Annotated in this window: 36 protein-coding genes and 1 tRNA gene; 33 read left to right on the top strand and 4 right to left on the bottom strand. The window is 51.5% G+C overall.

What is annotated here, in order from left to right; genetic code table 11:
* The first annotated feature begins 53 nt into the window (after positions 1-53).
* The 26 genes from PCH05_RS06655 to PCH05_RS06530 all read left to right on the top strand — a co-directional run bounded on the left by PCH05_RS06655 (position 54) and on the right by PCH05_RS06530 (position 18,614).
* A complete protein-coding gene (locus PCH05_RS06655; RefSeq protein ID WP_127601595.1) occupies positions 54-632 on the top strand; it encodes a capsid assembly scaffolding protein Gp46 family protein in 579 nt (192 codons plus the stop codon).
* 40 nt (positions 633-672) lie between these two features.
* The gene (locus PCH05_RS06650) at positions 673-1,047 is read left to right on the top strand and encodes a hypothetical protein (RefSeq protein WP_127601594.1); all 375 of its coding nucleotides are present in this window, start codon (positions 673-675) and stop codon (positions 1,045-1,047) included.
* A gap of 122 nt (positions 1,048-1,169) precedes the next feature.
* The gene (locus PCH05_RS06645) at positions 1,170-2,144 is read left to right on the top strand and encodes a major capsid protein (RefSeq protein ID WP_246049391.1); all 975 of its coding nucleotides are present in this window, start codon (positions 1,170-1,172) and stop codon (positions 2,142-2,144) included.
* Positions 2,144-2,335, top strand: a complete 192-nt coding sequence (locus PCH05_RS06640) for a hypothetical protein (RefSeq protein ID WP_127601592.1) — start codon at positions 2,144-2,146, stop codon at positions 2,333-2,335. Before PCH05_RS06645 ends, PCH05_RS06640 begins: the two co-directional genes overlap by 1 nt.
* Positions 2,336-2,347: 12 nt before the next feature.
* Positions 2,348-2,773: a hypothetical protein gene (locus PCH05_RS06635; protein WP_127601591.1), complete on the top strand. Its 426-nt coding sequence runs from the start codon at positions 2,348-2,350 to the stop codon at positions 2,771-2,773.
* Positions 2,770-3,618: a structural protein gene (locus PCH05_RS06630; protein WP_127601590.1), complete on the top strand. Its 849-nt coding sequence runs from the start codon at positions 2,770-2,772 to the stop codon at positions 3,616-3,618. The genes PCH05_RS06635 and PCH05_RS06630 overlap by 4 nt, the downstream gene beginning before the upstream one ends.
* A 116-nt stretch (positions 3,619-3,734) precedes the next feature.
* The gene (locus tag PCH05_RS06625; RefSeq protein WP_127601589.1) at positions 3,735-4,259 is read left to right on the top strand and encodes a hypothetical protein; all 525 of its coding nucleotides are present in this window, start codon (positions 3,735-3,737) and stop codon (positions 4,257-4,259) included.
* Positions 4,259-4,696: a hypothetical protein gene (locus PCH05_RS06620; RefSeq protein WP_127601588.1), complete on the top strand. Its 438-nt coding sequence runs from the start codon at positions 4,259-4,261 to the stop codon at positions 4,694-4,696. The genes PCH05_RS06625 and PCH05_RS06620 overlap by 1 nt, the downstream gene beginning before the upstream one ends.
* Before the next feature lies 1 nt (position 4,697).
* A complete protein-coding gene (locus PCH05_RS06615) occupies positions 4,698-5,120 on the top strand; it encodes a hypothetical protein (protein WP_127601587.1) in 423 nt (140 codons plus the stop codon).
* 51 nt (positions 5,121-5,171) lie between these two features.
* Positions 5,172-6,218: a phage tail sheath subtilisin-like domain-containing protein gene (locus tag PCH05_RS06610; protein WP_127601586.1), complete on the top strand. Its 1,047-nt coding sequence runs from the start codon at positions 5,172-5,174 to the stop codon at positions 6,216-6,218.
* A 16-nt stretch (positions 6,219-6,234) separates the two neighbouring features.
* Positions 6,235-6,681, top strand: coding sequence for a phage tail tube protein (locus tag PCH05_RS06605; RefSeq protein ID WP_127601585.1), 447 nt, complete (start codon positions 6,235-6,237; stop codon positions 6,679-6,681).
* A gap of 66 nt (positions 6,682-6,747) precedes the next feature.
* A complete protein-coding gene (locus PCH05_RS06600; RefSeq protein ID WP_127601584.1) occupies positions 6,748-7,134 on the top strand; it encodes a phage tail assembly chaperone in 387 nt (128 codons plus the stop codon).
* Positions 7,135-7,306: 172 nt separating this feature from the next.
* Positions 7,307-9,358: a phage tail tape measure protein gene (locus tag PCH05_RS06595; RefSeq protein WP_246049390.1), complete on the top strand. Its 2,052-nt coding sequence runs from the start codon at positions 7,307-7,309 to the stop codon at positions 9,356-9,358.
* Between the two features lie 11 nt (positions 9,359-9,369).
* Positions 9,370-10,062: a LysM peptidoglycan-binding domain-containing protein gene (locus PCH05_RS06590; RefSeq protein ID WP_127601583.1), complete on the top strand. Its 693-nt coding sequence runs from the start codon at positions 9,370-9,372 to the stop codon at positions 10,060-10,062.
* On the top strand, positions 10,062-11,189 hold the full coding sequence (locus PCH05_RS06585) for an XkdQ/YqbQ family protein (RefSeq protein WP_174806235.1): 1,128 nt from the start codon (positions 10,062-10,064) through the stop codon (positions 11,187-11,189). The genes PCH05_RS06590 and PCH05_RS06585 overlap by 1 nt, the downstream gene beginning before the upstream one ends.
* Positions 11,189-11,539 (top strand): DUF2577 domain-containing protein, encoded by a 351-nt coding sequence (locus tag PCH05_RS06580; RefSeq protein WP_127601582.1) that lies wholly within the window; start codon positions 11,189-11,191, stop codon positions 11,537-11,539. The genes PCH05_RS06585 and PCH05_RS06580 overlap by 1 nt, the downstream gene beginning before the upstream one ends.
* Positions 11,529-11,945 carry a DUF2634 domain-containing protein gene (locus PCH05_RS06575; protein WP_127601581.1) on the top strand — a complete coding sequence of 139 codons (417 nt, stop codon included), beginning with the start codon at positions 11,529-11,531 and terminating at the stop codon, positions 11,943-11,945. The genes PCH05_RS06580 and PCH05_RS06575 overlap by 11 nt, the downstream gene beginning before the upstream one ends.
* Positions 11,945-13,537, top strand: a complete 1,593-nt coding sequence (locus PCH05_RS27995; RefSeq protein ID WP_307719511.1) for a baseplate J/gp47 family protein — start codon at positions 11,945-11,947, stop codon at positions 13,535-13,537. Before PCH05_RS06575 ends, PCH05_RS27995 begins: the two co-directional genes overlap by 1 nt.
* Positions 13,537-14,109 (top strand): YmfQ family protein, encoded by a 573-nt coding sequence (locus PCH05_RS06565; protein ID WP_127601580.1) that lies wholly within the window; start codon positions 13,537-13,539, stop codon positions 14,107-14,109. The genes PCH05_RS27995 and PCH05_RS06565 overlap by 1 nt, the downstream gene beginning before the upstream one ends.
* Before the next feature lie 2 nt (positions 14,110-14,111).
* The gene (locus PCH05_RS06560) at positions 14,112-16,223 is read left to right on the top strand and encodes a tail fiber protein (RefSeq protein WP_127601579.1); all 2,112 of its coding nucleotides are present in this window, start codon (positions 14,112-14,114) and stop codon (positions 16,221-16,223) included.
* Positions 16,223-16,426: a hypothetical protein gene (locus PCH05_RS06555; RefSeq protein ID WP_127601578.1), complete on the top strand. Its 204-nt coding sequence runs from the start codon at positions 16,223-16,225 to the stop codon at positions 16,424-16,426. The genes PCH05_RS06560 and PCH05_RS06555 overlap by 1 nt, the downstream gene beginning before the upstream one ends.
* Entirely contained in the window at positions 16,426-16,566 is a 141-nt protein-coding gene (locus PCH05_RS06550) for an XkdX family protein (RefSeq protein WP_174806234.1), read from the top strand. The genes PCH05_RS06555 and PCH05_RS06550 overlap by 1 nt, the downstream gene beginning before the upstream one ends.
* An 89-nt stretch (positions 16,567-16,655) precedes the next feature.
* Entirely contained in the window at positions 16,656-16,997 is a 342-nt protein-coding gene (locus PCH05_RS06545; protein WP_164766565.1) for a BhlA/UviB family holin-like peptide, read from the top strand.
* A 7-nt stretch (positions 16,998-17,004) separates the two neighbouring features.
* The gene (locus PCH05_RS06540) at positions 17,005-17,775 is read left to right on the top strand and encodes a M15 family metallopeptidase (RefSeq protein WP_127601575.1); all 771 of its coding nucleotides are present in this window, start codon (positions 17,005-17,007) and stop codon (positions 17,773-17,775) included.
* Entirely contained in the window at positions 17,775-17,981 is a 207-nt protein-coding gene (locus PCH05_RS06535; protein ID WP_127601574.1) for a hypothetical protein, read from the top strand. Before PCH05_RS06540 ends, PCH05_RS06535 begins: the two co-directional genes overlap by 1 nt.
* Positions 17,982-18,110: 129 nt before the next feature.
* Positions 18,111-18,614: a DUF4352 domain-containing protein gene (locus tag PCH05_RS06530; RefSeq protein WP_164766564.1), complete on the top strand. Its 504-nt coding sequence runs from the start codon at positions 18,111-18,113 to the stop codon at positions 18,612-18,614.
* A 25-nt stretch (positions 18,615-18,639) separates the two neighbouring features.
* Here the strand turns inward: PCH05_RS06530 and PCH05_RS06525 are convergent, their stop codons facing one another.
* Positions 18,640-19,062, bottom strand: coding sequence for a YhjD family protein (locus PCH05_RS06525; RefSeq protein WP_127601572.1), 423 nt, complete (start codon positions 19,060-19,062; stop codon positions 18,640-18,642).
* Between the two features lie 69 nt (positions 19,063-19,131).
* Positions 19,132-19,374, bottom strand: coding sequence for a transcriptional regulator (locus PCH05_RS06520; RefSeq protein WP_127601571.1), 243 nt, complete (start codon positions 19,372-19,374; stop codon positions 19,132-19,134).
* Between the two features lie 437 nt (positions 19,375-19,811).
* Here PCH05_RS06520 and PCH05_RS06515 point away from each other — a divergent pair, with 437 nt between their 5' ends.
* The 5 genes from PCH05_RS06515 (at position 19,812) to PCH05_RS06500 (ending at position 23,593) form a co-directional block, all read left to right on the top strand.
* Positions 19,812-21,026, top strand: a complete 1,215-nt coding sequence (locus PCH05_RS06515; protein WP_127601570.1) for an FtsK/SpoIIIE domain-containing protein — start codon at positions 19,812-19,814, stop codon at positions 21,024-21,026.
* The gene (locus PCH05_RS06510) at positions 21,023-21,634 is read left to right on the top strand and encodes a replication-relaxation family protein (protein ID WP_127601569.1); all 612 of its coding nucleotides are present in this window, start codon (positions 21,023-21,025) and stop codon (positions 21,632-21,634) included. Before PCH05_RS06515 ends, PCH05_RS06510 begins: the two co-directional genes overlap by 4 nt.
* A gap of 157 nt (positions 21,635-21,791) precedes the next feature.
* Positions 21,792-21,887, top strand: a tRNA-Leu gene (locus tag PCH05_RS27205).
* 172 nt (positions 21,888-22,059) lie between these two features.
* The gene (locus tag PCH05_RS06505; RefSeq protein ID WP_127601568.1) at positions 22,060-22,677 is read left to right on the top strand and encodes a YdhK family protein; all 618 of its coding nucleotides are present in this window, start codon (positions 22,060-22,062) and stop codon (positions 22,675-22,677) included.
* A gap of 247 nt (positions 22,678-22,924) precedes the next feature.
* A complete protein-coding gene (locus PCH05_RS06500) occupies positions 22,925-23,593 on the top strand; it encodes a uracil-DNA glycosylase (RefSeq protein ID WP_127601567.1) in 669 nt (222 codons plus the stop codon).
* A 39-nt stretch (positions 23,594-23,632) separates the two neighbouring features.
* Here PCH05_RS06500 and PCH05_RS06495 read toward each other — a convergent pair whose 3' ends face one another.
* Positions 23,633-24,715 carry an AI-2E family transporter gene (locus PCH05_RS06495; RefSeq protein WP_127601566.1) on the bottom strand — a complete coding sequence of 361 codons (1,083 nt, stop codon included), beginning with the start codon at positions 24,713-24,715 and terminating at the stop codon, positions 23,633-23,635.
* A gap of 265 nt (positions 24,716-24,980) precedes the next feature.
* Here PCH05_RS06495 and PCH05_RS06490 point away from each other — a divergent pair, with 265 nt between their 5' ends.
* Entirely contained in the window at positions 24,981-25,448 is a 468-nt protein-coding gene (locus tag PCH05_RS06490) for a general stress protein (RefSeq protein WP_164766563.1), read from the top strand.
* Between the two features lie 2 nt (positions 25,449-25,450).
* On the opposite strand, the gene PCH05_RS06485 is transcribed toward PCH05_RS06490, so the two are convergent.
* On the bottom strand, positions 25,451-25,612 hold the full coding sequence (locus tag PCH05_RS06485; RefSeq protein WP_127601564.1) for a mechanosensitive ion channel protein MscL: 162 nt from the start codon (positions 25,610-25,612) through the stop codon (positions 25,451-25,453).
* A gap of 176 nt (positions 25,613-25,788) precedes the next feature.
* Between PCH05_RS06485 and PCH05_RS06480 the strand changes: the two genes are divergently transcribed.
* The gene (locus tag PCH05_RS06480) at positions 25,789-26,523 is read left to right on the top strand and encodes a glycerophosphodiester phosphodiesterase (RefSeq protein ID WP_127601563.1); all 735 of its coding nucleotides are present in this window, start codon (positions 25,789-25,791) and stop codon (positions 26,521-26,523) included.
* Positions 26,524-26,596: the final 73 nt, after the last annotated feature.

The raw sequence follows: 26,596 nt of genomic DNA, 5'->3' as shown, positions 1-26,596 counted from the left end.
AACTGGCGGTCATTTAACGTAATAGTCGACGGACTTTAAACGGGAGGAATGCGATGGAACACGAACCAAAACGTTTTAGATTGCCGCTGAATTTGCAATTATTTGCGGAAGGAGATCCGGCTGACCCCGATCCGCAAGATCCGGCACCTAAGAAAGTCGAGTTTACCGCGGAACAACAAGCGGCAGTAGATGCGCTAATTAAAGACCGTCTCGCCCGTGAGCGCAAGAAATTCGACGACGAAAAGAATGCGGCACAAGCAGAAGCCGAACGTAAGGAACGCGAGAAAAACGAGGAATACAAAGCGCTGTACGAAAGCGCACAGGCGGAACTCGACCGCGCTCGTACCGAAGCGAAGACGGCAGCATTGGCCGCAACCAAAACGCAATTGCTAGTTGAGGCCGGATACTCGGCGGAACAATTGGCACGCGTTAGTAAGTACGTAATTGGCGAGGATGAGGACGCAATTAAAGCGAGTATTGCCGAAGTCATTGCGGACATGCCGCCGAAAGCAAACGGGGTCGACCCGAATCCGGGGAACGGTCGTAAACCTGATCCGAAGCCTGGCGATTTAACGGACGAGGGAAAGGCGTTGTTCGAGCGCTTGAAGGCTGCGGGGAAGATTCGGCGTTAATTGGATTCGTTGACATAACCAAAACCAAGGAGGAACACAAATGCCAGCTTATAGCTTGAAAACATCTCAAACAGCGTTTAGAGGCGGAAAGAATATTCTTGCATCCGAACATCTCCAATTTATCGAAGGTGGCGCAACGCTTGACGGAACGAAGTTTCCGGCTGGCACGGTCGAAGTAGGAACGCTGATCGCGCGCAACACTACGTCGGGTAAATTCGAACCATTCACTACCGCGACGGGATTCGATAACTTCGGAATCTTGAACATCGATTTAGTTTCCGATGGAGCTACCGATTTTGTTGTTGGTGAAGTAATTGTTCGCGGCTCGGTATACGAGGCTAAACTGCCAACTAACGCAGCTCTAGCAGATTTCAAAGCAGTTACGCCAATGATTCGTTTCGTAAAACACATTTAGTCAACAGGCGCCTTTCGGTAATCGGAGGCGTCTTTTTTGCGCCCAAAAACACACATTAGGAGGAAATTTAAATGGCAGGTATCACATATCTTAAGCAATTCCAAAAGCCCGCACTTCGTGGATTGGTAGACGCAGCACTCGCGGACAGAAACGAGGTTCCAACGCTTGGTGACCGCTTTCTTCCGGATGACAGAATCTTCTCGAATACATTTGCGTACGACATCATCAAAAAGTCGCAGCACATTGGTGCGATGATCGGTTACGGCGCCGAGCCTCCGGTTGTTGACCGTGATGCGGTAGCGTCCAAAATGGGTGAGATCGCTAAAATGGGTTTGAAATACATCGCAACCGAAGAAGAATTGCTTATGCTTAACCAAGCTCGTAATGACGGCGAAAAACAAGCAATCATCGACCGTCTGACCGTAAAGGGCGTTGACCTCGTAAACGCTTTGACTCGTCGTGTCGACGTAATCAAAATGGAAGCTCTGACGAAGGGCACGTTTTCCTACAACAAGAACGGCGTTAAAATTGGCGTCGATTTCGGCATCCCGGCGGAAAACAAAAAGGCCCTGACGGGAGCCAATGCGTGGAGCAACACGGATGTGGACGTTATCGGCAATTTGCTCGAATGGGTGGACGCGTATACTGCAGCTAATGGAAAGGCACCGGACGTAATCCTGATCTCTCGCGAAGTTCAAGCACTGCTATTGAAGAACTCGGTTATCGTCAACGAAGCTCGCGGCGCAAATAGCGGAGCAAAACGCGTTAGTGTCGACGAACTGAATAGCGTTCTCGGCGGATACGGTCTACCTCCGGTTCAAATCGTCACTAATCGCAAGGTGACCGTTAAGGACATCTATACCGGCCAAGACGAAACAATCGAGTTCTTCCCGGTTAATCGCGTTGTAATGCTGTCTGAGGGTATTGGTAATTTCTTGTACGGTCCGACCGTCGAGAACGATTTCCAGCCGGGCGTAGTGCTTGACGCTTACGACAAGAACGAGCCGATCGAATCCGTATTGCGCACGGTAGCAGCCGGTTTCCCTGCGGTTGAAGCGCCATCGCTCATCTTCCACGCTGACGTTTATACTCCGTAATGGCTAACGTAAAGATCGAAGTCCTCGACGCAGTAGTCGACGGGCAAGGTAAGGGCGCGGTACTCGACGTGGAAGCGAAGACCGCGCAACACCTCGCTAATATCGGCTACGTGCGTATCCTGGACGAAGTTAAGTCAGAAGAACCCGACGAGAAGCCGGCGAAATCGAAACGGGGAAGCAACGCTAAATAAGGAGGCGGCGGAATGGCGAACTATCCGCAATTAGTCGAGCGTCTAACCGCACGCTTTCGGAATGTGCCCGGCGTTGAGCCCGAAGACATCGAGGCGTGGTTAAACGAAGCGCTCTATCAATACGGATACGCGCCGTTGACCGCCTTCGATATTCCGGACGACGAGACGCCGCTGGTACTATTGCTTGCGCAGATTCAAGGCGCCCGAACAATCGCGTTTTCAGTCGCGCACTACTTCAAATACACGGACGGAGAAGAGTCGGTAGATAAGTCGATGGTCGCCGAACAGTACCGCAAACTCGCCGCCGACCTTGTATCGGAGTATGAGCGAGAAAAGGCCGAAATCGGGCGTCGGAAATCTGCGTCAGCATTTCATGTGTCGAGGCGACTTGACCGCGATTTTGAACGGCCGCTGCGGCCTGGGTGGTGGCGGAATTGACCGAGAATGAACGCAAATTAAACGGGCTTTTGGAGCAGCTACATGATGATTACGTCGACGCATCGGTCGGCATGTCCGAAAGGGTTGCGCGGGATGTCGCTAAAACACGCTTACAGGTCGTGGAGCTAATTGAGGAATACGCGAATAAGGACGATACGATAAGTCGATCGCGCGTCAATACTCTGCTCCGCGATTTAGAGGCGATTGAACGCGAGATCCGAACCGTTGCCGAGACGTCACTGGCCGGCGCTATGAAGGACAGCGTAGAGATCGGTTATGCTAACGCATTAACTGCGTTTCACAAAACGCTTGGTCTCTCGGCCGACTTCGTGCTTACCGCAAGAGTGGCGGAAAGTTTGGTCCTGCCGACATTAACGGGAAAGGCGCCGTCACCGAGCAACTTGGCGGAATACTTAGCACATCGAACGGGACCCGACGGACTTATACTGTCTGACCGTGTATGGCAGCTTGCCGGCGAACAGCGTGCGGAGATGGGCAACGTACTCCGACGCGGGATTATACGTGGAGATTCAACGTCGAAAATGGTATGTGACATACGGACCGTCTATGAAAATGAAGCGTGGAAGGCGCGGAGACTTGCGCTAACAGAGGCGAATACGGCATACAGAACCGCGATAGGTTATACGGCCGAAAAATCGAAATTTGTTAGCGCACTCCGCCTCGTTCCAGGCGTTCATCATTCGGAGAAATGCGTAGCCAAGGCGGGAGAAGACCGCCACGGATTAGGCGCTGGTATTTTCTTGCCGAGCGATTCCGATATCTATTCGATCCATCCGAACTGCACGGCGTATACGCAATTTATCTTAACCGAGGAGGTGCGGTGATGCTAACCGACGGAGACGTAGCGTTTATTCGTTCGAATCGGGCCGAAATCCTACAACACCGCACCGAACTCGTTATTTTAGAACACACCGATGGGCGCAAAGAAACCGTGCCGGCCGTGTGGAAGAATCCGCCATCACTAAACGGTAGTCCTGCGCGAGCTCTCGGCGATTACACGCTGGATACGAACGATATTTCCGTATCCCTCGGCGAAGACATCAGCGCAGATACCGTTATACGAGTCCACCGTAAGGGACGGCGCTATATCTTTACGGATATTGATGAGCGCGGACTTGGCGGCGTCAACCGGTACGAATGTCGCGCGATGCTTGCGGTAACTGATGGTCAGCAGATTACGATTATACCGAGCGCTGCAGATGACGGTTGGGGCCAGCCGATCGAGCAGCCGCCAGTTACGATAAGCGCGTTTGTCCAAGAAGAGACGCGAACAGTCGCTAACCAATACGGCGAAGAGGCGGTCGTGCAGCTCCGTATTGTTGCCGAAGGACTTGCGCCAGTCTCATACCGCGATAAGGTGCGCTATGTTAACGAACTCGGGATCGTAGTTGAGCGCGAACCGGTCCGGATCGTAATCAGACGTCGCGTTGACGGTGCGCCGCTGGTAACGGAGGTGTACGTGTAATGTCATCGTTTGATTTCGAAATAGATTTCAAAGCGTTCGAAAAGGCGCTGGAAACTGCGGAAGAGGCCGTAATCGATGGCGCCATAAACGGCGTAGATGATGCGCTGGAATACTGGCAGATTACCGCGACGAATCTTGCGCCAATCGGTCGCTATAAGGGGCGCCGCGGCGGTAACTTGCGCGCCAAGATCGACCACAAAACGCCGAAAGTGGATGCGGACGGCATTAGCGGCTCAGTCGTAGCGAACGCCTTCAGCAACGGATTCAACTATGCGTACTATCTGCATAACGTTGCCGCCGATAAAGGTGCGAGTGCACAGGAACCCGGAACCGTACTCGACTTCTTGGAAAAGGCAAAGAACGACGGAGCGGCGCGGATGCAGCGGCTAATCGAAGACGCGATCGATGCGGAAGTAAAGCGGAAGGGGCTGACGTGATTTGAGCGTAATAAACGACATGGTCGCGATTGAGACGTATATCAAAGCGTTATTCCCTACCGCAACGACCGGCAAACAGGACGTGCCGGCACAGCCGCCTGCAAATTCGTTTTACGTCCGATTGCTTGACGAGGACCGCGAAACGGAAACGCGTTATCACTTCCGGATTGACCGCGTATACCAAATCGTCCACATTGCGCAGAGGCCGGACACGGTGCTTGCGAATATGGACGCGCTGAGTACAGCGATTTACCAGAAGGAGTTGATCGGGAGTATCCGTATCAATGCGTTCTCCATCTCGCAGCCGGCGAAAACGGAAAACGGACTATTCGCAATTATCGGCCTACTCGACACCAGCGTAAGGCAGGCGAGAGTCCAAACGAATTACCCAAAAATTAATAATGTCGGCGTAAGCCGTATTTAGCAAGGGCGTCCTCCGCGGGCGCTCTTTTCTATTTCTAAAGGAGGTCTTTGAATGCCAGGAGCACAGTGGGACCCCACGGCACTACCTACGCGCCCAGGAATCTACATTAACTTTAAAGAAGCTGCAGCCGCTCAGATTTCAGGCGGTGCGCGAGGTACCGTGGCTATCCCGTTACTCAACTATACGAGCAAAGCGACGGCAAAATCGTTCTACACGGTATCGACCGAAAAGGAGGCATCCGATCAATTCGGCCTCTCTAACATAACGTCCGTTCTTCTTGCACTGCAGGGCGGAGCGAAGGAAGTTCTCGTCTACGCCATGCCGAAAACGCCGATCGCAGAGGATTACGCAGACATGCGCGCCGCATTCGATGCGCGGCCGTTTAACGTATTCGTCTTCGATAGCGAGTATAACGTCGAACAGCAAGCGGCGACCAAAACGTGGGTCACGAAGAATCGCGAAGAAGGCAAACACTTTATCGCGGTTATCGGCGGCGACGCGACGACTGACGTTGATCCAGTGGCAGGTAACGCACGGACAACGCTCAATAGCGATGATTATATCGTCAACGTTGTCGAAGGCGGAGTCATTGCCGGCGTCAACTACACATCGTCGGAGTACGCGGCTTGGGTGGCCGGCAAGATTGCGGGAACTCCAATTAACCGTTCGATCACATACGCCGTGCTTCCGTTGGAAGACGTAACGAAGCGCATGACTAACTCGGAAATCGTTGCGGCGCTCAATGCGGGATCACTCGTGTTTACGCACGACGGCGAAAAAGTCAAAATCGAACAGGGGCTAGTAACGAGCGGTAAGAAAATCCGGTCAATCCGCGCCCGCCAAGCGATTGCGACGGACATTGCGCGCACGGCTGCCGATAACTATATCGGTAAGCTCGATAACAATGCGGACGGGCAGACGACGCTCATGGTCGCGATTAAGGCGTATCTTGAAACTCTGGAAGCAAGCGGTGTACTGACGAGTCCATTCGTCGGACTAGATCCGCAGCGGCCAAGCGTGGGCGACTCCGTCTTCCTCGTTATCAGCTATACCGAAGTCGACAGCATGGAGCGCATTTTCCTGACGGTCAATATCTAATAAGGGCGGTGACATAATGGCAGGTCCAATGGACGCAAAGAAAGTAATTAGCGGTAACTACGGTTACGCGTACGATATGGACGGTAATTGGCTGACCAACGTTACCAAGGTCGAGGCAAATATCGAAATCGGCATGGAAGAAATCAAGTTGGCCGGCACGCGTTGGCTCGGCAACAAAACGACTACGCTAAAAGGCTCCGGCACACTCGGAGGCTACATGGTGACGTCGGAATGGATCGAGAAAATGGCGCAGGTCACAGACGATATGAGTTCGCCGTTCGTGACTGAGCTAGTCGTTAAACTCGACGATCCGGAATCGTTTGGCGCGTATCGTGTCCGGCTGAAAAACGTGACCTTCGATAACATTCCGGTTATCAACTACGAAGTCGGCTCGATCGTTGAGCAAGAGTACACATTTGTATTCAGCGGATATGAAGTCATTGACGGTATTCGCGCGGCATAAATAACGCAGACTTGGCGGGCTCCGGCTCGCCTTTTTATTTTGAATATAATCGGAGGTTGACTATAGATGGCAAACAAAGGACTAGATGCACTCCTGGGTGCGACACTTGAACTGGAATCATCGGTTTATATTCCGCGTCTCAAAACGAAATTTACGATAAAGGCGCTGAGTAACGATGATCTGCGCAGAATCAACGAACGGGCAACGGTCATCAATCCTCGCGGTGAAAAGTCGACTGACGACCAACTCCTGAACGCTTTGTTTATTGCAAAGGGATGTGTTGACCCGGACTTTAACAATAAAGCGCTTAAAGAGCATTACGGAGCAATTGACGAGGCTGAGTGCGTTACAAAAGCACTTCTTCCCGGTGAGATGGCGAAGCTTCTGCAGGCAGTTTTGGACTTGTCTGGATTCGGCAACGAGGACGAGCTGATCGAAGAAGCAAAAAACTAATAACGTCCGGCGGTGTACCTTACCTCCTCCATGAAATATTTCAGCGGCATCACATACCGCCGGATGAAGTCTACGCAAAAGAGCGCCGACACCAATCCTTTCTATACGCGTCGATGCTTCTCGAATTGGAAGCGGAGGAGAAGGAACGCAGACGTAGAGGGGGCGGTTCATAATGGCGTTCGATCTCGTTGGCAAAATCAAGATTAAGGACGACGGCGCCAGTAAAGCGCTAGAGCGCGTTAAACGATCAATGGACGATGTTAAAAAAGCGACGGCATCCTATTCGAGTTCAAACGATCGGCTCCGGACGGCTCAGACGCGCTTATCATCGCAGAATACGAAAAATGCCCGTTCATTTGACGTCGTACAAAAAGCGCTAAAGAAAACGGACGGCATGTTTACGAGCTTCGCGAAGAAGGCCGCCAAGGGAATCGCGTTCGGAGCGATGGGTATTGGCGCTGTGTCGCTTGGGGCTGCGGCATATGGAGTAGGCGCTTCCGCTAAAAAAGCGATGGACTTTGAGGCTGAACTTTCAACAGTCCAGGCGCTTACCGGTGCAACAAATTCTGAAATGTCTAAGATGTCAGCACTAGCGTTGAAGATGGGCGCAGACACGAAGTACAACGCGCTTGAGGCTGCGCAGGGTATTGAAGAACTCCTTAAGGCGGGCTTAACGCCGGCAACCGTACAAGCTGGCGGGCTAGAGGCAGCGCTTAACCTCGCAACTGCAGGCGAGCTTGGTCTTGCGGATGCAGCGGAAATCATGTCCACCGCGCTCAATGCGTTTAAGAAGGACGGGATGGCTGCATCAAAAGCTGCGGATATACTTGCGGGAACGGCGAATGCATCAGCGACAGGCGTCGAGGAACTTCGCTACTCATTGGCGGCAGTTTCTGCGGTCGCGTCCGGGATGGGATTAACGTTTGAGGATACGAATATTGCGCTCGGTTTGTTCGCGAATAACGGATTGAAAGGGTCAGATGCAGGTACTTCGCTTAAAACGATGCTGCAAAATCTGCAGCCGACAACAAAGAGTCAGATTGCGCTTTTCAGTGCGCTCGGACTCGTGGCTAAAGATGGGTCGAATGCGTTTTACGACGCAAAAGGCAATATTAAGTCCATGGAAGACATCTCGGGTATATTGCATAAATCTCTCTCGAAACTGACGAATCAGCAACGAGCATTGACGCTTGAATTGATGTTCGGAACAGACGCGGTACGTGCTGCCAACATTCTTTACACTGAGGGCGCAGATGGTGTTAAAGAGTTCCGTAAGGAAATGTCTAAGGTTACTGCGCTTGATGTAGCGCGAAAGAAGATGGACAACGCGGCCGGTGCGGTTGAGCAGTTCCGCGGGGCGATTGAAACGCTTCAGATTTCCGCATTAATGCCCACTATGCCTTTAATCAAACGGTTCGCCAATTCAGCGGCTGATTTCGTTGAAAAGTATACTCCGAGAATTACTGCTGCAACTGATAGGATGGTTAAACAAGCAAGTAACTACCTGAATACCCATTTTATCAAAAATCCAGAGTTTCAAAAGCTCCCTGATTTAAAGAGCAAGGTTAAGTTTGTTTTCGACGACGTAAAGCGTGCATTTGATGCTTGGTGGGCAGGAGGCGGGGAATCTGCATTTCAGGGACTTGTAACTAAAATTGTGGGGTTCTTAGCCAATGCTCTTGAGCAGTGCATTCCGCAGTTTGTCGATATCGGACTGAAGATTGGCAAGGGGATTGTAAATGGTATTTTACTAGGTCTCAAAGATTTAGACATCATGACTGCGATTTCGCCCGTTAGATCTGCGGAGAAAAAAGCAAAAGACCAGTATGACAGCTACCACTCTTTGTCTGAGGCAGCCGCCCAAAATGCTAAAAAGAATCCGGGTACTCCGTTGTACAAAGGCGGGTCAATAAGTGCACCAGCACCGAGCGCGTGGTACGAAAACGCGTGGGACGGCGTTAAATCCGGATTCGGTAGCGTCAAGAGTTTTGTAACCGGTAAGGGCCACGCAGGTGGTCTCGATCGCGTTCCGTATAACTCGTATCCTGCGCGTCTTCACAAGGACGAAATGGTGCTTACGAAAACGGAAGCGTCGCATTATCGCGATGAGAGACGCGGAGGTAAGACGGCACCTACGATTAACTTTAACGGACCGATCCACATTAACAACGGAATGGACTACGATACATTTGTCCGTAAACTCACGCACGACTTGGCGCAATAGGAGGCGAATATATGGCGCAAGAAAAGCCGCAGTTTTGGCTCAAATATAACAACGGAGCGGAAACGCTATGGCTTCCGGTAAATCCGGAGTCCCTGTCCGTAAGCTCTACGTTTGGATACGAAGACATCGAAATCTCAAATCTTGGCGAATACACCGTTTCAGGCGGCGCTCGTCAAAGAGAGATTACGGTGTCTTCTTTATTTCCGCGCGACTATAACGCCTCCTACTGTTCTTACGATGATATACCGGACCCGTGGGAGTGCGTCGAACTTATCGAAAGTTGGAAGAACACCGGTAAGCCCGTCCGTTTCATCGTCACAGGAACGCCAGTCAATATTGCGGTCACTATCCGTTCATTTGATTACGAAGAGCGCGGCGGCGAACCGGGCGATATTTACTACACGCTGGAGCTGAAGGAATACGTTTTTATCACGATTCCGCGGAAGTCCGACGGAAAGAACGGCGCGGTTTCTGGCAGCGGTGGCGCAACATTACCGAAGTTGCAGTCGGCTGCACAACGGCCGAGCACGCGCGAGGCGCCGCCGAAATCTTACGTCGTAAAATCCGGAGACTCGCTATTTAAGATCGCGGCCAGCCTCTACGGAAAAGGCGATGACTGGCGCAAGATTTACGATAAAAACAAAAAGGTAATCGGCGCGAATCCAAACGTGATCAAACCGGGCATGAAGTTGGTGATTCCGTAGTGGCGAAGATAGTCGTACTTTATGACGGAAAATATTACGTTGAACAGCTCGTCGTTCGCGCGGAATGGTCCGGAGACGTTGCGCAGCCTTTCCGCACGCTAACCTTAACGCTATCCAACACGCTGAACGGTGAGGAACAGGCGCTTGCGTTCGAGGTCGGCAAAGAAATCCGATTCTATGCGGACAACGTCGGGCTGTTCCGCGGCATCATCTTTACGTACGATATCGACGATAAGGGGAGCGCTACGATTACCGCGTATGATGAAAACGTGTATCTCACGAAGAACGCTGATACTCGTAAGTTCGTCGGCATGACGGCGGGTGCCATCGTTAAGGAGATTTGCAAAGCGTTCGAGATTCCGACGGGAACGATCGCGTCGACCGGCTACGTCATCCCGAAAATGATCCTGCGCAATATGGACTTGTGGGACATGATTGTCACGGCGCTGACGGAGACACGAAAGCAAAACGGCCGGAAGTTCTTCGTATATGCTCGTGAGGGCAAGTTGTTCCTTCGCGAGAAGAAAGACGAAATCGTACGCTGGATGATCGAGGACGGCGTTAACATCATATCCGCAAACCGGTCGCGATCCATCGAGGACATGCGCACGGCCGTTAAAGTCTTGGGCGGAGATGACGAGGATAAGCCGATTACCGCGTCTGCAAGGGATGCAGCAATGGCCGCAAAGTACGGGTTGATGCAGCACTTAGAGCAGGCGGATTCTAAGCTTAACAAATCGCAAATTGAACAACTCGCCAAAACGCGCCTTAAGGAACTCGCTAAGGTAAACGAGGAGGTAACGGTTGAGGCGCTAGGAATAACGGAAGTCGTCGCTGGGTCTGCCGTATATGCTTTCGAGAGCATGACGGACCTGGTCGGCGGCTTTTATGTTAACGCGGATACTCATACGTTCGAGAACGGCGCCCACACGATGAGCGTTACGTTATCCAAAACGGACGACCTGCCGAAGCTTGATTACGAAGCAGACTCGGAGAAAAAGGAAGCCGCCAAGAAAAAGAAAAAGAACGCCAAAATGACCACCAAGCCGAAGAAAACCAAAAAAGGCGGAAATGATCCGGTTACGCAGCTAATAAATACAATCAAAAAGCAGAACGGAGGTAAGTGATGGCGGTCGAGCTTATAGAAGGCTCTAGTGTTAGTCAGTTAAGAGGGTTAATAAAGCAGGTCGGATACAACAAGGACGTAGACATCGAGTTTGCGACCGTCACCGCAGAGCCTCCGTCCCTGCGAATCAAAATCGATAACATGCCGATTGAACTGGACGCGGACGATTTCGTTGTTGCCGAATCACTCGTTAAGCATACGCGAAAGGCCCGCATCGACGGCGCAACTCCGGTCGATATCGAGTTTGAAAACGCTCTGAAGGCGGGCGACCGCGTCATTGTTGCGTCGTTTAAAAACGGACAGGGGTACGCAATCCTGGACCGCATAGGAGGCGATAGCGATGGCGCTTAGTCCACTTGTTCCGGAGGAAGACAGCGCGGATATCATCGTAACAGACCCGATCGAGCAGCCGCTGAAGACGTACGCACTTAACATCGATGTCGGCGAGCTTGGCGGCCACGTTGACGGTCAGGATGCGGTTAAACAGTTCATTTATAAAGCGATCAAAACGGCGCGGTTCCGATTCGCGATTTACGACGACGATTACGGCAGCGAACTCGATGATCTAATCGGCCAAGACGTCACGACGGATCTGCTCGAAACGGAAGTGCCACGAGTAATAGAGGAAGCGCTGATTTACGATGATCGCATAGATTCCGTATATGGATTCGAATTGACACGCGAGGGCGACCGCCTTTACGTGTCTTTTTACGTTGACGTTGCGGACGAAACTATCCCGATGGAGGTGACGATTTAATGGCGTATGAACAACAAACGTCCGCCGCGATACTCGACCGGATGCTGGACGCGTCGCCCTCCGATATTGATAAGCGGCAGGGTTCGGTCACAAACGACTTGCTCACGCCAGCCGCGATCGAACTATCGCTTGCTTACGCAGGCTTGGACACCGTGCTGCAGCTCGGATTCGCAGATACGACGGCGGGAGAATACCTCGATAAACGCGCGGCTGAGTACGGCCTGACACGCAAGCCTGCGGTAAAAGCATTCGGTACATTAACGTTTGCCGGTCCTGATGGGACTGTGATTCCGGCGGGTACACTCGCAAGCACTGGCGGCGACTCTCCGGTTTATTTCGTGACCAAGGCGGCCGCAATCATAGCAGGCGGTACCGCAACCGTGGCGGCAGATGCGCAGGAGGCAAGCGCGGCCGGAAACGTCGGTATCGGATTGGTCAATACGCTGCTCGGCGATCTTGTCGGCATAGTTGCGGTAACAAACACGGTCAATTTCGAGGGAGGCGTCGACTCTGAATCCGATGCGTCGTTATTGGCGCGATACATCGAACGTGCTCGGCGCCCGGCTACTTCGGGCAACTCGAATCAATACCGCCAATGGGCGCTTGAGATACCCGGCGTTAGTGACGCGAAAGTGTATCCGATATGGAACGGACCCGGCACCGTTAAAGTCGTACTCTTGGACGACGATAAGACCGCGCCGGATGCTTCGGTCGTAACCGCGGCACAAACGTATATCGATCCCACACAGGACGGCACTGGTCAAGGCGCGGCCCCGATTGGCGCAATCGCTACGGTCGTCGGCGCGAAGGAAGTCGCCATCAACGTAAACGTAGACGTAGACTGGGCGCCAGGCTATTCGTCGGTATTTACGCCGAGGGTCAAATCGGCCATTGAAGCGGAGGCATTAACGGTCAATAGCGGTTATGGCGGCAGCATTGACGATACTCAGGCGGGGGCAAGCGGCGGAAGATGCGTCAAATTTACGTACGTGACGAACGGAAACAGTAAGGCGACGATTAGCGGCGAAACGCTCGCGAACATGCTCGGGAAGGCCGGGCAATATAAAATTCGTGCCCGCGTTAAGGTGAGCGACACCACATCGACTACTAAGTTCTTCGTCCTGTCCATGCAAAATCCGCAGACATTAACGCCGTTCGAACGATATCAAGGCTCCGGAACTCCAACGGATGATGAGCTTATGTTTTCTCCGAGACAGTTAAGCACGGATTGGACGTGGGTGGAGCTGCCGTTTTATTGGGATGGAATCCAGCCGATTGAACTTTGGACAGGTCGACCACACAACTTAATTGAAGGAGTGACATTGTGGGAAGACCAAGTCGAATTTATCAGCGAAGACGGCGACTCGAAGGCTCCTGCGGATGTCCAAAAGCAAGTCGAAGACGGAGTTCGGGCGTACCTTAAGTCGCTCGCATTTGCGGACCCACTCGTTAGGATCACACGTATCGCGAACATCCTGCTCGATATTCCGCCAATCGTTGACTATCGCAACCTGACGATAAACGGCGGCACCGGCAACGTCGCAATTGCGGACGGCGAGGTCGCGGTGCTCGGGACGGTGACGATTACGTAATGCGGACACTAAGCGAAATTAAGCGCGACATGCACGATTACCTGCCGAAATACTATGAAGGTATCGAGGCCGCGGATAACATTCTCGATCGCGAGGCCGAAGAGTTGGCGCGGCTTAACGCAAGCATTGACGACGTGCTGGCGCAATTCTTTATCGAAACAGCAACGTGGGGGCTTGCGTCATGGGAGCGCATTTTCGGCGTTACGACTGACCCATCGAAATCGTACGAACAGCGGCGCGAGATCCTGCTCGGCAAGCTGCGCGGCGTCGGTAAGGTGGACGCGGAACTCATTAAGAACGTGGCGTCAGCGTATGCGAACGGGGAGGTTGCGGTTACGAACAAGGCCGCCGAATATACGATCGTGATTACGTTCGTGAGTTCGATGGGCGTGCCGGCGCAGATCGACGCGCTTAAGGCGGCCGTACGCGATATTGCACCGGCGCATATGGCGATTGATTACGTGTTCCGTTTCTACACGTACGCGGAACTTAAAGCGAGCGGAAAGACTTACGCGCAGGTGGCGGAAACCGGCAAAACCTACGCTGAATTATATAATCGGGGGATGACGTAAGAATGGCGAATACACCAAATTTAAAACTGCCGCTAGTGGACGCGAACGCCACGGCGGACGTGCCGCGGGACATGAATGCGCTGGCCCAGGCGGTGGATACGAACGTTAAGGCGGCACTTGCGGACGTGACGGTGCCTGACGCGAGTTTGACGAAAAAAGGGATTACGATGCTGTCAAATGCAACGGACGGGACGCGGGAAGATGTGGCGGCGACGGAGAAGGCTGTGAAGACTGCTAATGATCGAGCGGTTACGGCTGAATCAAACTCAAAATCATATGCCGATACTCAGATAGCATTTACCAAGGTGCAGATACAGCAGGAATCTAAACAAGATATTCGGGGCTTGGAGCGCGAGCTGGCGAACCTCAACCTTCAGCTGGAAGCGTCCAAACGGGTACCGAGCGGAGTCACCTTCGGCAGCAACTTTGCAGATTCTTTCGGTATGACGATCGACACGACAAAGACGGTCACAACTGCCGCGTTATCTGTAGGTGCGATTTCCATCCCAGTAGAGTCCGTTACTGGCTTAGCTGCTGGCATGGAGGTCACGATTTTTGATGACGTGAACATCGAGCGTATGACGATCACATCTATCAGCGGCAGCACGTTGACTATTCCAGCATTAGCTAGAGCGTATAAAGCAAAGGCGAGTGTGGCGCGAACGTCTGCCGTGATAGATACAGTTAATAAGTGCGCTAAGTTTGGCGGGTGGAGTACGCAGGTTAATATAAACGTAGCGGATTCTACAGTAATTTCAGGTTCCACCTATACTATAAATGGTAACGGACGCAAGCTGGTAAGGTTAAGTAATAATTGGCTTGTTACGTGTGCATACCTTCCCGGCTCTGGTAACACATCAATCATGGTTAGTAAAGATGACGGAAATACGTTCACCCAACTAGTAGTATTAACATTCGGATACGAAGAGAGTTATCTTGCATCGTTTGGAACACGAATATTCGTACTTCAAATAAACAACAGCAAAACCGCGCAATGCGCTTCTGTTACAATAGACGCACTAACAGGCGCCATAAGTAATATAAGATATCCAGACTCCGCACAAACCGAATTTAGCAGCGGCGCGTCCCTAGTTATTAACGAAGCCGGAACCGAAATACACGCGGTATGGACGTCTAAAAACAGTTCTTATCCGAATAGCTTTAATATTCGATATGCAAAAGGAACTATCAACAACTTATGGGACGTAACGTGGGGTGCTGCACAACAAGTGACCCCAGAAGGCGTAGCTACAGCAAATTGGAATCTTCCATCCGTGGTATTGACCGCTGATGGTTCGCCTCAGATTTTTGCGCGATTCGTCACAGTGAATGCAAACTATGTACGTTCCCTAACCCTAGATTCGGGGTCATGGGGATATAGAAACATTTATACACCGGGTGATTATCCAATAGCATATCCATCCGTCGCATTCGTGCCTAAAAGCATTAACGGCCTTGCAAACGGTCGGATATGGGTTGCTTGGCAAGGGTCAGATAGCACTGATTCGAGCGCGTACAACATCTTTATTTCTTATTCTGACAATGGCGGAGTTTCTTGGTCGACGGCGCAGAAGATAACAAATGGGAATACTGTTTCGATGTGGTACCCATCCCTAACAGTTAACAAAAACAACAAAGTTTTTATCGTGTTTAATGTTGGTTCTGTTGGAGGTGGCATGAAACAAGCTTCTTACGACGGGAAGAATTGGATTGTATCAGACGTAATAGCGGGCAGCACATACCCAACTACCACTAGCGCCTTGCTTGATTTCACATTAGACTTCGAGCAACCACCTTTTGTATGCAAAACTTCGCAAAAGATAGCATTCTATGGCCGTTGGGTGAAAGGGAGTGAAACACCAATCACAGAAAACGACATCCGCTTTAAACTCAAGGACACCGACGAAGCCGTGACGTGGGTACAGCATGACGCCGGATTAACCGTGTCAGCTGCTCTGAACGGTCAGACGATGGACAAGACGACCGCCGGGAATGAGGATCAATTCGTTAAGGCGTTGACGGCATCCGGCCCTGCTGAAATCCGGTTGACTATGAAACGATCTTCAACGTCTGATAACGTTAAGATAAATAAAATATTGGGAGGCGTTGGCTAATGCAATATATTGACATCAAAGATTCAACGATCAATTTTGTTAACGAGGACAAGGACCCGCAGAAGCAAACTGAGCAAATGGGTGCTGACCTTGGAAACCTGCTGATGGAAAGTGCCATGGATAAGGCCACAATCATGCAGCTGGAGGATACCGTGGGCAATCTGTTGCTTGAAGTCGCAATGCTGAAAGGAGGTGCTGCATAATGTGGTATTCAACGGTTAAACGCTTTTACGACAACGGACATCCGGCATATACAGACGAGAGCCTAAAAACCTTCGTCGTCGCCAAGATGATTTCGGCCGAGCAATATAAGCAGATCACAAACATCGAATATATAGCCTAAGAAGCGCCCGTAAAATACGGAGCGCTATTTTTATGCCCTCGGGAGTGGTCCGGGGGCTTTTTACGCTTAGGGAGGGCGGAGGGTCCAACGTGGAACAAACGCTATTAGACGTAGCGGCTAAGAATGGCATATTTGCGCTGCTGACCGTCATCATCGGATATATACTTTGGCGCGAGATGCGCCGAATGCAAGACGAATCGAAAGCGCGAGAGGAACGCCTTAGTGCGGACGCCAAGGCGGAACGCGATCGGATGCACTCGGAAGCCGTTGCGCGCGAAGAACGCATGAATACAGATGCGCGCGAAAGGGAAGACCGCCTCATGAAGTTGGCGGAGGGATTGACGGATCAGTTCGAAACGCTCGCGAGTCGGTACGAATCACTGGCGCTTGATGTCCGCGATATCAAATCGGTAGTTCACGGAAAGGAGTGACGCAAGAATGACGTTAACACTTGAATACGTACGTTCGAAGTCCGCGTCTAAACTGACCGGACTTTTTCCCGTCGTTAAAGCGGCAGCCGAGGCGCTAATTATTCGCTGCTATAACCGCGGTGTTCCGATCGTCATTACGCAAGGACTTCGGACCATTGCGGAGCAGGACGCTTTATACGCGCAGGGACGGACGAAGCCGGGGGCGATCGTAACCAACGCAAAGGGTGGATACTCAAATCACAACTTCGGTATGGCGATTGACTTCGCGTTACTAATGCCGGATGGGAAATCGGTGTCCTGGGACATGAAGCGCGACGGTAACTGCAGCGGAACAGCTGACTGGTACGAAGTTGTTGCGGAAGCGAAGGCGCTCGGCTTTGCGTGGGGCGGCGATTGGTATTCGTTCAAGGATTATCCGCACTTCGAGATGATGTTCGGATTCACTTGCGCGCAGATCCGCGCAGGCAAACGACCGACTCAGGCGCAAATAGATGCGGTTTACGCGTTATTTAAAAACGAGGAGGAATGCGAAATGACAGCGGAGGAAAAGGCTGCGTTTAAGTGTCTGCAGGAAATGGTTGAGGCGCAGGCTAAGAAGATCACAACACTTGAGAGCAACGCAAAGATGGCGGCCATTCCGGTATGGGCTGTCGATGCGTGCGATGCTGCCAAACGTGCGGGCGTGATCGATACGACGGCCGGCGGCTCATACGACTTCTACCGACTGATTACCGTGCTCTATCGGCGTGGATTCTTTAACGAAAGGGGTGTCGCGTAATGAAACGGAAATTAGCATCGCGTAAGTTTTGGGCGCTATTGGCTGCGCTGGCAACATCGGTATTAACAGCGGCTGGAGCCGGCGAGAATACGACGCTGCAGGTTACGGGAATTATTGCGGCTGTCGGCGCATGTGTTGCGTATATACTGGCGGAAGGAATTAGCGATGCAGCCGGTGCTAAAAATAACGAAGACAAAACTGAATAATAAATGCGCCCATCGGCGAGTTTCTGCGTATGAAAACGTAGGGATTTCGTTGGTGGGCGCCTTTTCTTTTTGTGGACGCGTAAACGAATCTAGTGGTATTATTTAGGGGATACCGGAGGGATGTATATTATGTCTGAAGCTGAAAATAAACAAACGGAAATTTCAAGCAATAGTAATAGGACTATCAAATATATAATTGGAATTTTTGGGGTATGTATCGTAGTTATGATAGTCGTGTTAGCATTAGGATTAGGTAAAGATGATGGTGCGTCGGACGATCCTTATGTTGCGCTGAATGTAGTCCCGAAGGTTGGCGATAACGTCACGGTCGGACCGTTTAGCGTTAAGATTACGAATGCTGAGCGAAATGGGAACACGGTGGTCCTGAGCGTAACGGCGAAAAACGAATCGAGTAAATCCGATGATTTATATTCCGAACAGTTTAAGTTGCGGGATGACAATGGCCGCGTGTATGATAGCGTACCTGGTGCGTCATTGGTTAATGTTAATCCCGGTATCGAAAAGACCACGAAGATTAGTTTTGAAGTGCCGGAGAGTGCCGCAAACATGTCGGCTACCATTGACGAAAAGCTTTTAAGTTCGACGCACAAAACAGTCGACATCGGCCTATAACCGTAAACGCAAGTAGGACCGCTCATTATGGGCGGTCTTTTATTTTGCCTCCGCCTAATTTTGCGTCAAGCGACCGCAACTTCTCCATGTTGTCCGTATCCAATCCGAGATACTTCCGCATCAATATTCCGCCCTCAGCTCGCACGAGTCCGTCCAATAACGCAAACTTCCGCTGATATCCCCGACACAAATACTGCGCCTCATACCCGCGCTCCGTCCGCTGCATATCGAGAACTTTTATGCCGCGTTGCTTAAACTCGCGCCGTAGCTCCGTTAAATCGTATGTAACGCGGTCCATTGCGGCCGTTATGATCTCCGCATAAGGCTCCGGTGTCTTTACCGCGGCATTGATGACGCTGATATCGCGCTCGAACGCCGACAATACGATCGGAAGTAATATATACGGTTTGATGAGCGCGTGATCCTCTTCGGTGATTCCTGGCGGCATGGTGGCGCCTCCTTTATTGCGAACGTACATTCGTAATTATAGCGCGATTCGGTCAGATCAGCAACGACATTACATCGGCCAGAAATCGTCAGCGCTTACGTTCTCTCCGGATAGTTTACGTGCGGCATCGACCAATTTGCGCATAGATGTTCCGTTTGGGTAGTACGACGGATTGTTACAGACGCGTGTGAGCGTATCGCGGCCGAGCTTCGTTATCTCGCGTATTCGTTCCTGCGGAATGTTCCTCCGATCGAGGAATGCGCCATACTTACTCCGCCTTTTCCCGAGTCCCATTTCGATCACCTCATCCATAGCGTGGACGAGTCTATCAATTTTTATACGAGCACTTCCGCAAAAATGCGGAAAGATAACCAAGCTGACCTACATATGTATCTATCACACAAACACAAAGGAGAGTGTTGATATGGTTAGCTTGGTTCCGTTTGTCCAGTTGGCTGTCGTCGGTGTCGTCTCACACGCGATCGAGCGCAAAGTGGAGCGTGCCGGCCACGGAGGTCGGGTCGTCCTTATCCGGATGTCTACGTATGTAATTTGCGGTTGCATTGCCTTGTACCAATGGCGGATAGCGCTGCGGATGTTGGGGCACGCATTTGGCCTTCACGTGCCCTGGTGACGTATGTAATTACGGCTGGTTTACGTATGCAATTGCGTATGTTTCACGACATATGTAATACGGGCTTTTTATCGCGTTGTGACGCGGAAAATAAATTATGTAAGGAGCGGCGCGAATGGTAGTGAGCGGAGTGACGGCGGCGGCCGCAAAGTTAATCGGAGTTGGCGGAAGCAGTACGGCGGCCTGGCTCGTATGGCGCGGGATGCCGGATCAAAAGTTCAGGCGTGATCTCAACGGACTATTCCGGACCGGCGACTTGTACCGCAAGATCATCGGATATAAAGGACGAGTGCTGCGGTCGTACCCGTCGGTCAAGCGCGTGAACATTTATCTCGATCGAAAAGAAGCCGCGTTTGTGCTTCCGGTAGGACTGGACCCGGCAGTCATCGTAGAGCATGCGTGGCTATTCCGCCAAGTGTTCGGACAATATGCGGAAATCACGACGGCCGAGGATGCGCGAACATTCGTGATGCGCGTCTACAATGGACCGCTGACCACGTTCGATTATGACGCGGAGGCCGTTGCGGAGTGTGTACTCGGAATGGATCTGCCGATATACGTGGGGAAATCGAGGGCTGGCGATGTCACGTACGATATGATCCGGAATCCTCATCTGCTTATATCCGGAGAGACCGGCGGCGGCAAATCGGCGGGCCTGCGCTCGGTACTTACGACGCTAATACGGAGCTGCGGCGACCGTCTCGAATTGTACTGCGCCGACATGAAGGACTCGGAATTTCACGTATTCAAAGGCATAGCCCGCGAAGTGGTAACGGAAGAACGCGACTTGGAACGCACATTGATGTTTCTAGGGCGGGAGATGAAACGTCGTGGGTCATTATTGGCCGCGGCTGAGGTGGCGCACATTAACGACTTGCCGACGGATAAGCGGCCGCCTTATATCGTGCTGGCTATCGATGAGGTTGCGCTAATAAAAGGCGTGAAGCGTATTATGGACGGAATAGAGCGGATAAGTACGATTGGCCGCGCGCTCGGCGTATTCCTTATACTATCGATGCAGCGGCCGGACGCGGACGTACTCGACGGCAAGCTGAAGAACAATCTAACGGTTCGCATATCCTTCCGCCAGGCAGACGCAATAAACAGCCGGATTGCGATCGGTAGCGACGAGGCGTCCGCGATATCAAACGATGAGAAGGGGCGCCTGGTGCTTAAATTTAACGGACTGACTTACGTACAGGGGCCGCACTTAACGTTAGAGGCCGCGCGGGAGCTGTTGAAGCCGTATAAACGCGCGGAGGAATCTAAGTCTGCGCCGGAACCTGCGGAAGATCCAGCGGATATTATCGAATTGGGGGTACTCGAATGAATACGCGTGATAAAGCGATACTGGCGGACCTCGAACGTTTCAGATGCCTGACGCGCGATGACATTGCGGAATTATACTTCGCTCACACACGCCATCCCATTACGCAGACGAACCTCGTGCTCAAGCGGCTGCGGCGGGACGGCCACGTTAAATGCGCGACGGATCGGCGTAAGTACGTTTACTTTCCGCAGGAGCAGCGCATGAAGCCAGACTCGCAAAAGGTGGCGCATTTCCTTGCGATCGCGGACGTGTACCGACGGCTACGGAACGCAGAGGTGCCGCGAGTATTCGAGGTCGAGCCGAAGCTTGGCGGGAAGGGGCGGCCGGAACCGGATGTGTTTGCGATATGGAAAGCGTCACCGTGGTATATCGAGGTCCAGCGGACGACATATACGGATAAGTACATGGCGGAAAAGTTGAACCGATTTGAGGCGTATTACAATTCCGGCGAGTGGGAACGGGCGGCGTGGCAGCCTGCGAATAAGAAAGTGTTCCCGTACGTGTGGATAATCGCGGAGACCGGTGATAAAAAATATAACGTTGGGGTGCGTCCATTTCCGGTGTATCAGGCGAGTATTGACGAGATGATGGCGCGCATAAAACGATAGCAAGACGCATAGATTGTAGAAACGCTCAAACTAACGTATAATAAAGCGTGTGGCCAAGCGCACAGTACCGCGGGCTACGAAAATACATCACGTATAAATGAACGATGAGGTCCTCGTGTAGTTAGCGAAGATTTAACGAGTAACATGCGAATAAAATGCCGCTGTGACGCGGTTTTTAACGTATATATTGCGCACAGGACTTAAAATCCTGCGGTAGGTGACTACCGTACCGGTTCGATCCCGGTCCTCGGCATCCTTAGCCTCGATGAATTGAGGCCATCCAGTACATAGCAAAGCCCCGATGGGTTCTACCCATCGGGGCTTTTTCATGTGCCGAAAATGTGAAACTTATGGTTTTGTTGTTTGTAATATACCTATCGAGGGTATACTATATTTACAGACAATATTAACGAGGAGTGAATGGAATGAAGAAACAAATCGCGGTACTGGGGATTGGGCTTATGGTAGCTTTAAGCGGCTGCGGAAACGACAGCAAGGATGCGGCTTCAGACAGCAGTACAGCCGATCATAGCACCGCGCAAGACAGTCAAGCTGCCATGAATGACTCGCATACGGAGATGGATCATAGCGGAATGGATCAATCCGAAATGAACCATTCGGGCTCAAGCGAGGTACCGCAGGGACTGCGCAAGGCCGACCATCCCGCTTTTCCGATCGGGAGCCAAGCCGTGATGAGCGCGGATCACATGCCGGGTATGAAAGGTGCTACAGCGACGATCGTCGGCGCCTATGACACCATGGTATACGCTGTCAATTATACGCCGACAACGGGCGGAGAGCCCGTCAAAAATCATAAATGGGTAATTCAGGAGGAATTGAAGAACGCAGGCGATAGGCCTTTTGCCAAAGGGGATCACGTGGTGCTCGAATCCGATCACATGAAAGGGATGAAAGGTGCTGAAGCGACGATCGAATCCGCTGAACGGACGACTGTATATATGGTGGATTATACGCCGACGACAGGCGGAGAGCCGGTAAAGAACCATAAATGGGTAACCGAAAGTGAACTGTCTGCAAAATGATGCATCCGCACAAGCCAATCTCATAATGAATATCCAGGAGCTTCCCTAAGGGGAAGCTCATTTTTCTATGGATCATGCAGGATTTTACATTCTGCAGATATGGCTGTATGTTGCCTGGGAATTCGCTCCGGTTATCTATTTCGATGCACAGGTGATCCAGGAGAAAGCAAGAAAGGCTTGGGTCACCTTAAAGTAATAGGTTAATATAGTATTATAGTAGAGACACCGGAGAGGAGAAATGGAAGAGATGTTTGATAATGATTGGGACGAGCAGCTGAGGGAGGAAGTGGATAAGCCGTACTTTAACGACCTGCGCTACGCGCTTGCCAAGGAATATAAATTACATACGGTCTATCCTTCCAAGGAGAATTTGTTTCAGGCGCTGAAGCTGACGTCCTATGAACATACCAAAGTCGTCATTTTAGGGCAGGACCCTTACCACGGGCCGGGACAGGCGCATGGGCTGAGCTTTTCCGTGCTGCCTGGGGTAAAAATCCCCCCATCCCTCGTGAACATCTATAAAGAGCTGCACAGCGATCTCGGAGTACCGATTCCGAACAACGGATATTTGGTTCCATGGGCCAAGCAAGGCGTGCTGCTGTTGAACACGGTGATGACCGTGCGCGACGGCCAGGCGAATTCGCATAAGGGTCTCGGCTGGGAACGGTTTACCGATGCGGTCATCGAAAAGCTGAACGAGCGGGAGAAGCCGGTGGTGTTTATTTTGTGGGGAAGCCATGCCCAGAAAAAAGGCGCATTCATCGACCGCCACAAGCATCTGGTGCTCGAGTCGGTGCATCCCAGTCCTTTGTCGGCGCATCGCGGTTTCTTTGGCAGCCGGCCATTCTCCAAAGCGAACGCTTTTCTCGCATCGCAAGGCATGGAGCCAATTGATTGGACCCTATCGAACATCTGAACCATGCGCAAAAAGGCGGGCTGATCAGCCCGTCTTTTTTCATTCCATCATGTCATCCACTTTTTCGGATAGGAAAAGGTTATAGATGCGGACAATGATGATTTTGGCGACCATATAGACCGGAATGGCCAGAATCACGCCGAGAATGCCGGAAATGTCGCCGCCGATCAGGAGCAGGACGATGGTTGTCAGCGGATGGATATCGAGCTGTTTGCCGTAGATGATCGGCGTTAGCAGGTTATCCTGAATCTGCTGCGCGACCACGATGACCACAAGTGACCATATCGCCGTCGAAGGGGAGTCGATAAAGCCGACAATGACGACGGGAACGGAAGCGATGACGGCCCCGACATACGGGATCAGGTTCAGAACGATCGAGATCAGTGCAAGCAGAAGCGAGTATGGCAGCCCGATAATCAAAAACCCGATGTACATGAGCGCCCCAAGGATGATATTCAGCAGGACGCGTCCCACAATGAAATTGCTCAGCGCCGAGTCGATTTCCCGCAGCGCTTCATGTCCGTCCTTGCGGTATTTGCGCGGCAGCAGGTGCAGCAGAATAGGCATCAGCTTGCTGCTTTCCTTCAGCATGTAATAGAGGACGATGGGCACGGTAGCGATAATGACAACGACGTTGGAGACGACCGAAATAAAGTTCGACACCGAATTGGTAACCGTAGTGATCAGCTTGTTGAGATATTCGCTGATTTTCGCCGTCAGATCGGATTCGCTCGGTATCATTTTGGAGATAAAGCGGTTTTGCTGGAGCTTTTCAAACTGCTTTTGGAGGTCTTGCACAAAATAGGGAGCGTTATCGGCAAAATTAATGACCTGTTCGCGCAGCGTCGGCCACACCAGAATCGAGAACAAAACGATGAGTCCCACAAAAACCAGGTAGATGAGCAGGATGGAGATGGGCCGCGGCCAGCGGTGTTTTTCAAGAAAATTTACGATGGGGCGGAGAAGGTAGTACATGAAACCGGCAAGCATGACCGGTACGATCATGATATTGAACAACAGAACGACCGGATTGAATATGAAACTGACTTTGGAGCCCAGGTAAATAATCAGAAGCGCGAAAATAACTCCCAGACATGTACGAAAATATTTGCTTTGCAGCAAGCGAATCCCCCCAGCTTTCTATGTATACCATTCATATTTTTATCTCTATACCCTTTTAACCAATATAGAGGCGGCTGATTCATCCCGGCAGCTGCGCGTTATGGTCCGATATGCCTGCTGGTCATTATTACTCCTGTGAACTTCGGTTCATGCTTAGATTTTGGACTCTCTGGGCCTAGAATTCCGACAGGGTGTTTTTTAATGCGCTGGCAAAGGGTAAAGCTATTACATACGAAAATATAAAGGATTGAGGAGGAGGATGAGGATGAAGCAACTTATTTTGTCTGTATACCGCACCAGACAGGATGCCGCCTTGGCCATTTATCAGCTTTTGGAGAAGGGGTACGAGAAAAAGGATATATCCGTCCTGGGAAAAAATAAAAAGGAGCTCTCGATCATCAGCCGGGATACGGGGCTGAAAAAACCGGAGTCCGGTATAGGCAACACGGGGCTGTTTGGTGAAATTAAAGATTTGATTACCAGCATGGAGCTGCAGTCGGAGATCCTCTGGGTGATAGGACCGGCGGCAAGAAAACTGGCGGGAGCGGAGATTGGAACTAAAACGGATGGTTTGGTGGTGGGGTTGATCGGACTTGGCATTCCCGAGGAAGACGCCCAAAAATACGAGTGTTGCCTGATGAACGATCACATCATCATCATGATGGTATGCGAGCGCAGGGACGGACGGGGGATCCGCGCCATTTTAGAGGAACATCACGCGGTAGCCATCTAGCATTAATAGATGATGCGGCGGTTTACCTGTACAGGCGTTCCATACAGCAGACTGAGCCGACGCGCTTCTTCCGTGACCCGGGCGAGCATGGCATGCAGACGCTGGCTGATGGGGCGGATGGTTTCTTTTACTTCGCCGTGCACGATGACGTCAAAAACGATCATAGTATTCTCCTCCAATTCATAGCCTTTGTTCTATCTGTTTTCATGATAAAATAGAGTTGTTAACAGAAGATGAACGGGAACCAAGATCTGCGTTAAAATTGGCTGTTAACATCGGCATGACATTCGGGGAATATAATGGCTGTGGAAATGTACGTACATAGGGAGGCGAATGAGGCTTGGGAAACGTGGTTAATTTTGCGCACAGGGGCTCTTCCAAGGTGTGCCCTGAGAACACGATGGCTGCTTTTAAAAAAGCATTGGAGCAGGGAGCCACCGGCATAGAGACGGATGTGCAGCTCACAAAGGACGGTCACATGGTTCTGATTCATGATGAAACCCTCGAGAGAACGACCAGCGGCAGCGGATGGGTGAAGGATTATACGCTGCAGGAGCTGAGGAGCCTCGATGCAGGCGGCAAATTCGATCCGGTTTTCCAGGGAGAGGCCATCCCGACGCTGGATGAGCTGCTGGAGTTTGTGCAGGACCACGGAATCATCGTGAACATCGAGCTGAAGAACGGGGTCATTTTGTATGAAGGATTGGAACAAAAGGTCATCGAACGCGTAAGGGCGTTTCAAATGGAAGATAGGGTCGTGATATCAAGCTTCAATCACTACTCATTGTATTTATGCAAACAGCTGGCACCGGAGATCCGTACCGGTATCCTGTACATGGAAGGCCTTTTTGAACCGTGGAAATATGCCGATACGCTGCGTGCAGACGCGCTTCATGCCTACCACTATGCCGTGCTACCGGAGTTCGTGCAGGGCGCCAAGGCTTCTGGAAAAGTGTATCATCCGTTTACCGTGAACGATGTTCAAGAGATGCAGAGGCTGCTTGACGCCGGTGTGGACGGTATTATTACCGATTATCCGGATCGTCTGGCGGAGCTGTTAGCTGCCAAAGTATAAAAAGCTTCATCATCAAAAAAGCCGGTGCCTGCAAGTGAAGTGCACCCCTTAGAATAGACATTGGAAAACCCCC

The organism is Paenibacillus chibensis (assembly GCF_004001045.1).
In the GTDB taxonomy this organism is placed as follows: domain Bacteria; phylum Bacillota; class Bacilli; order Paenibacillales; family Paenibacillaceae; genus Paenibacillus_AQ; species Paenibacillus_AQ chibensis.
Note: the sequence above shows the minus strand (reverse complement) of the source record. Positions and strands in the feature narration are given on the sequence as shown.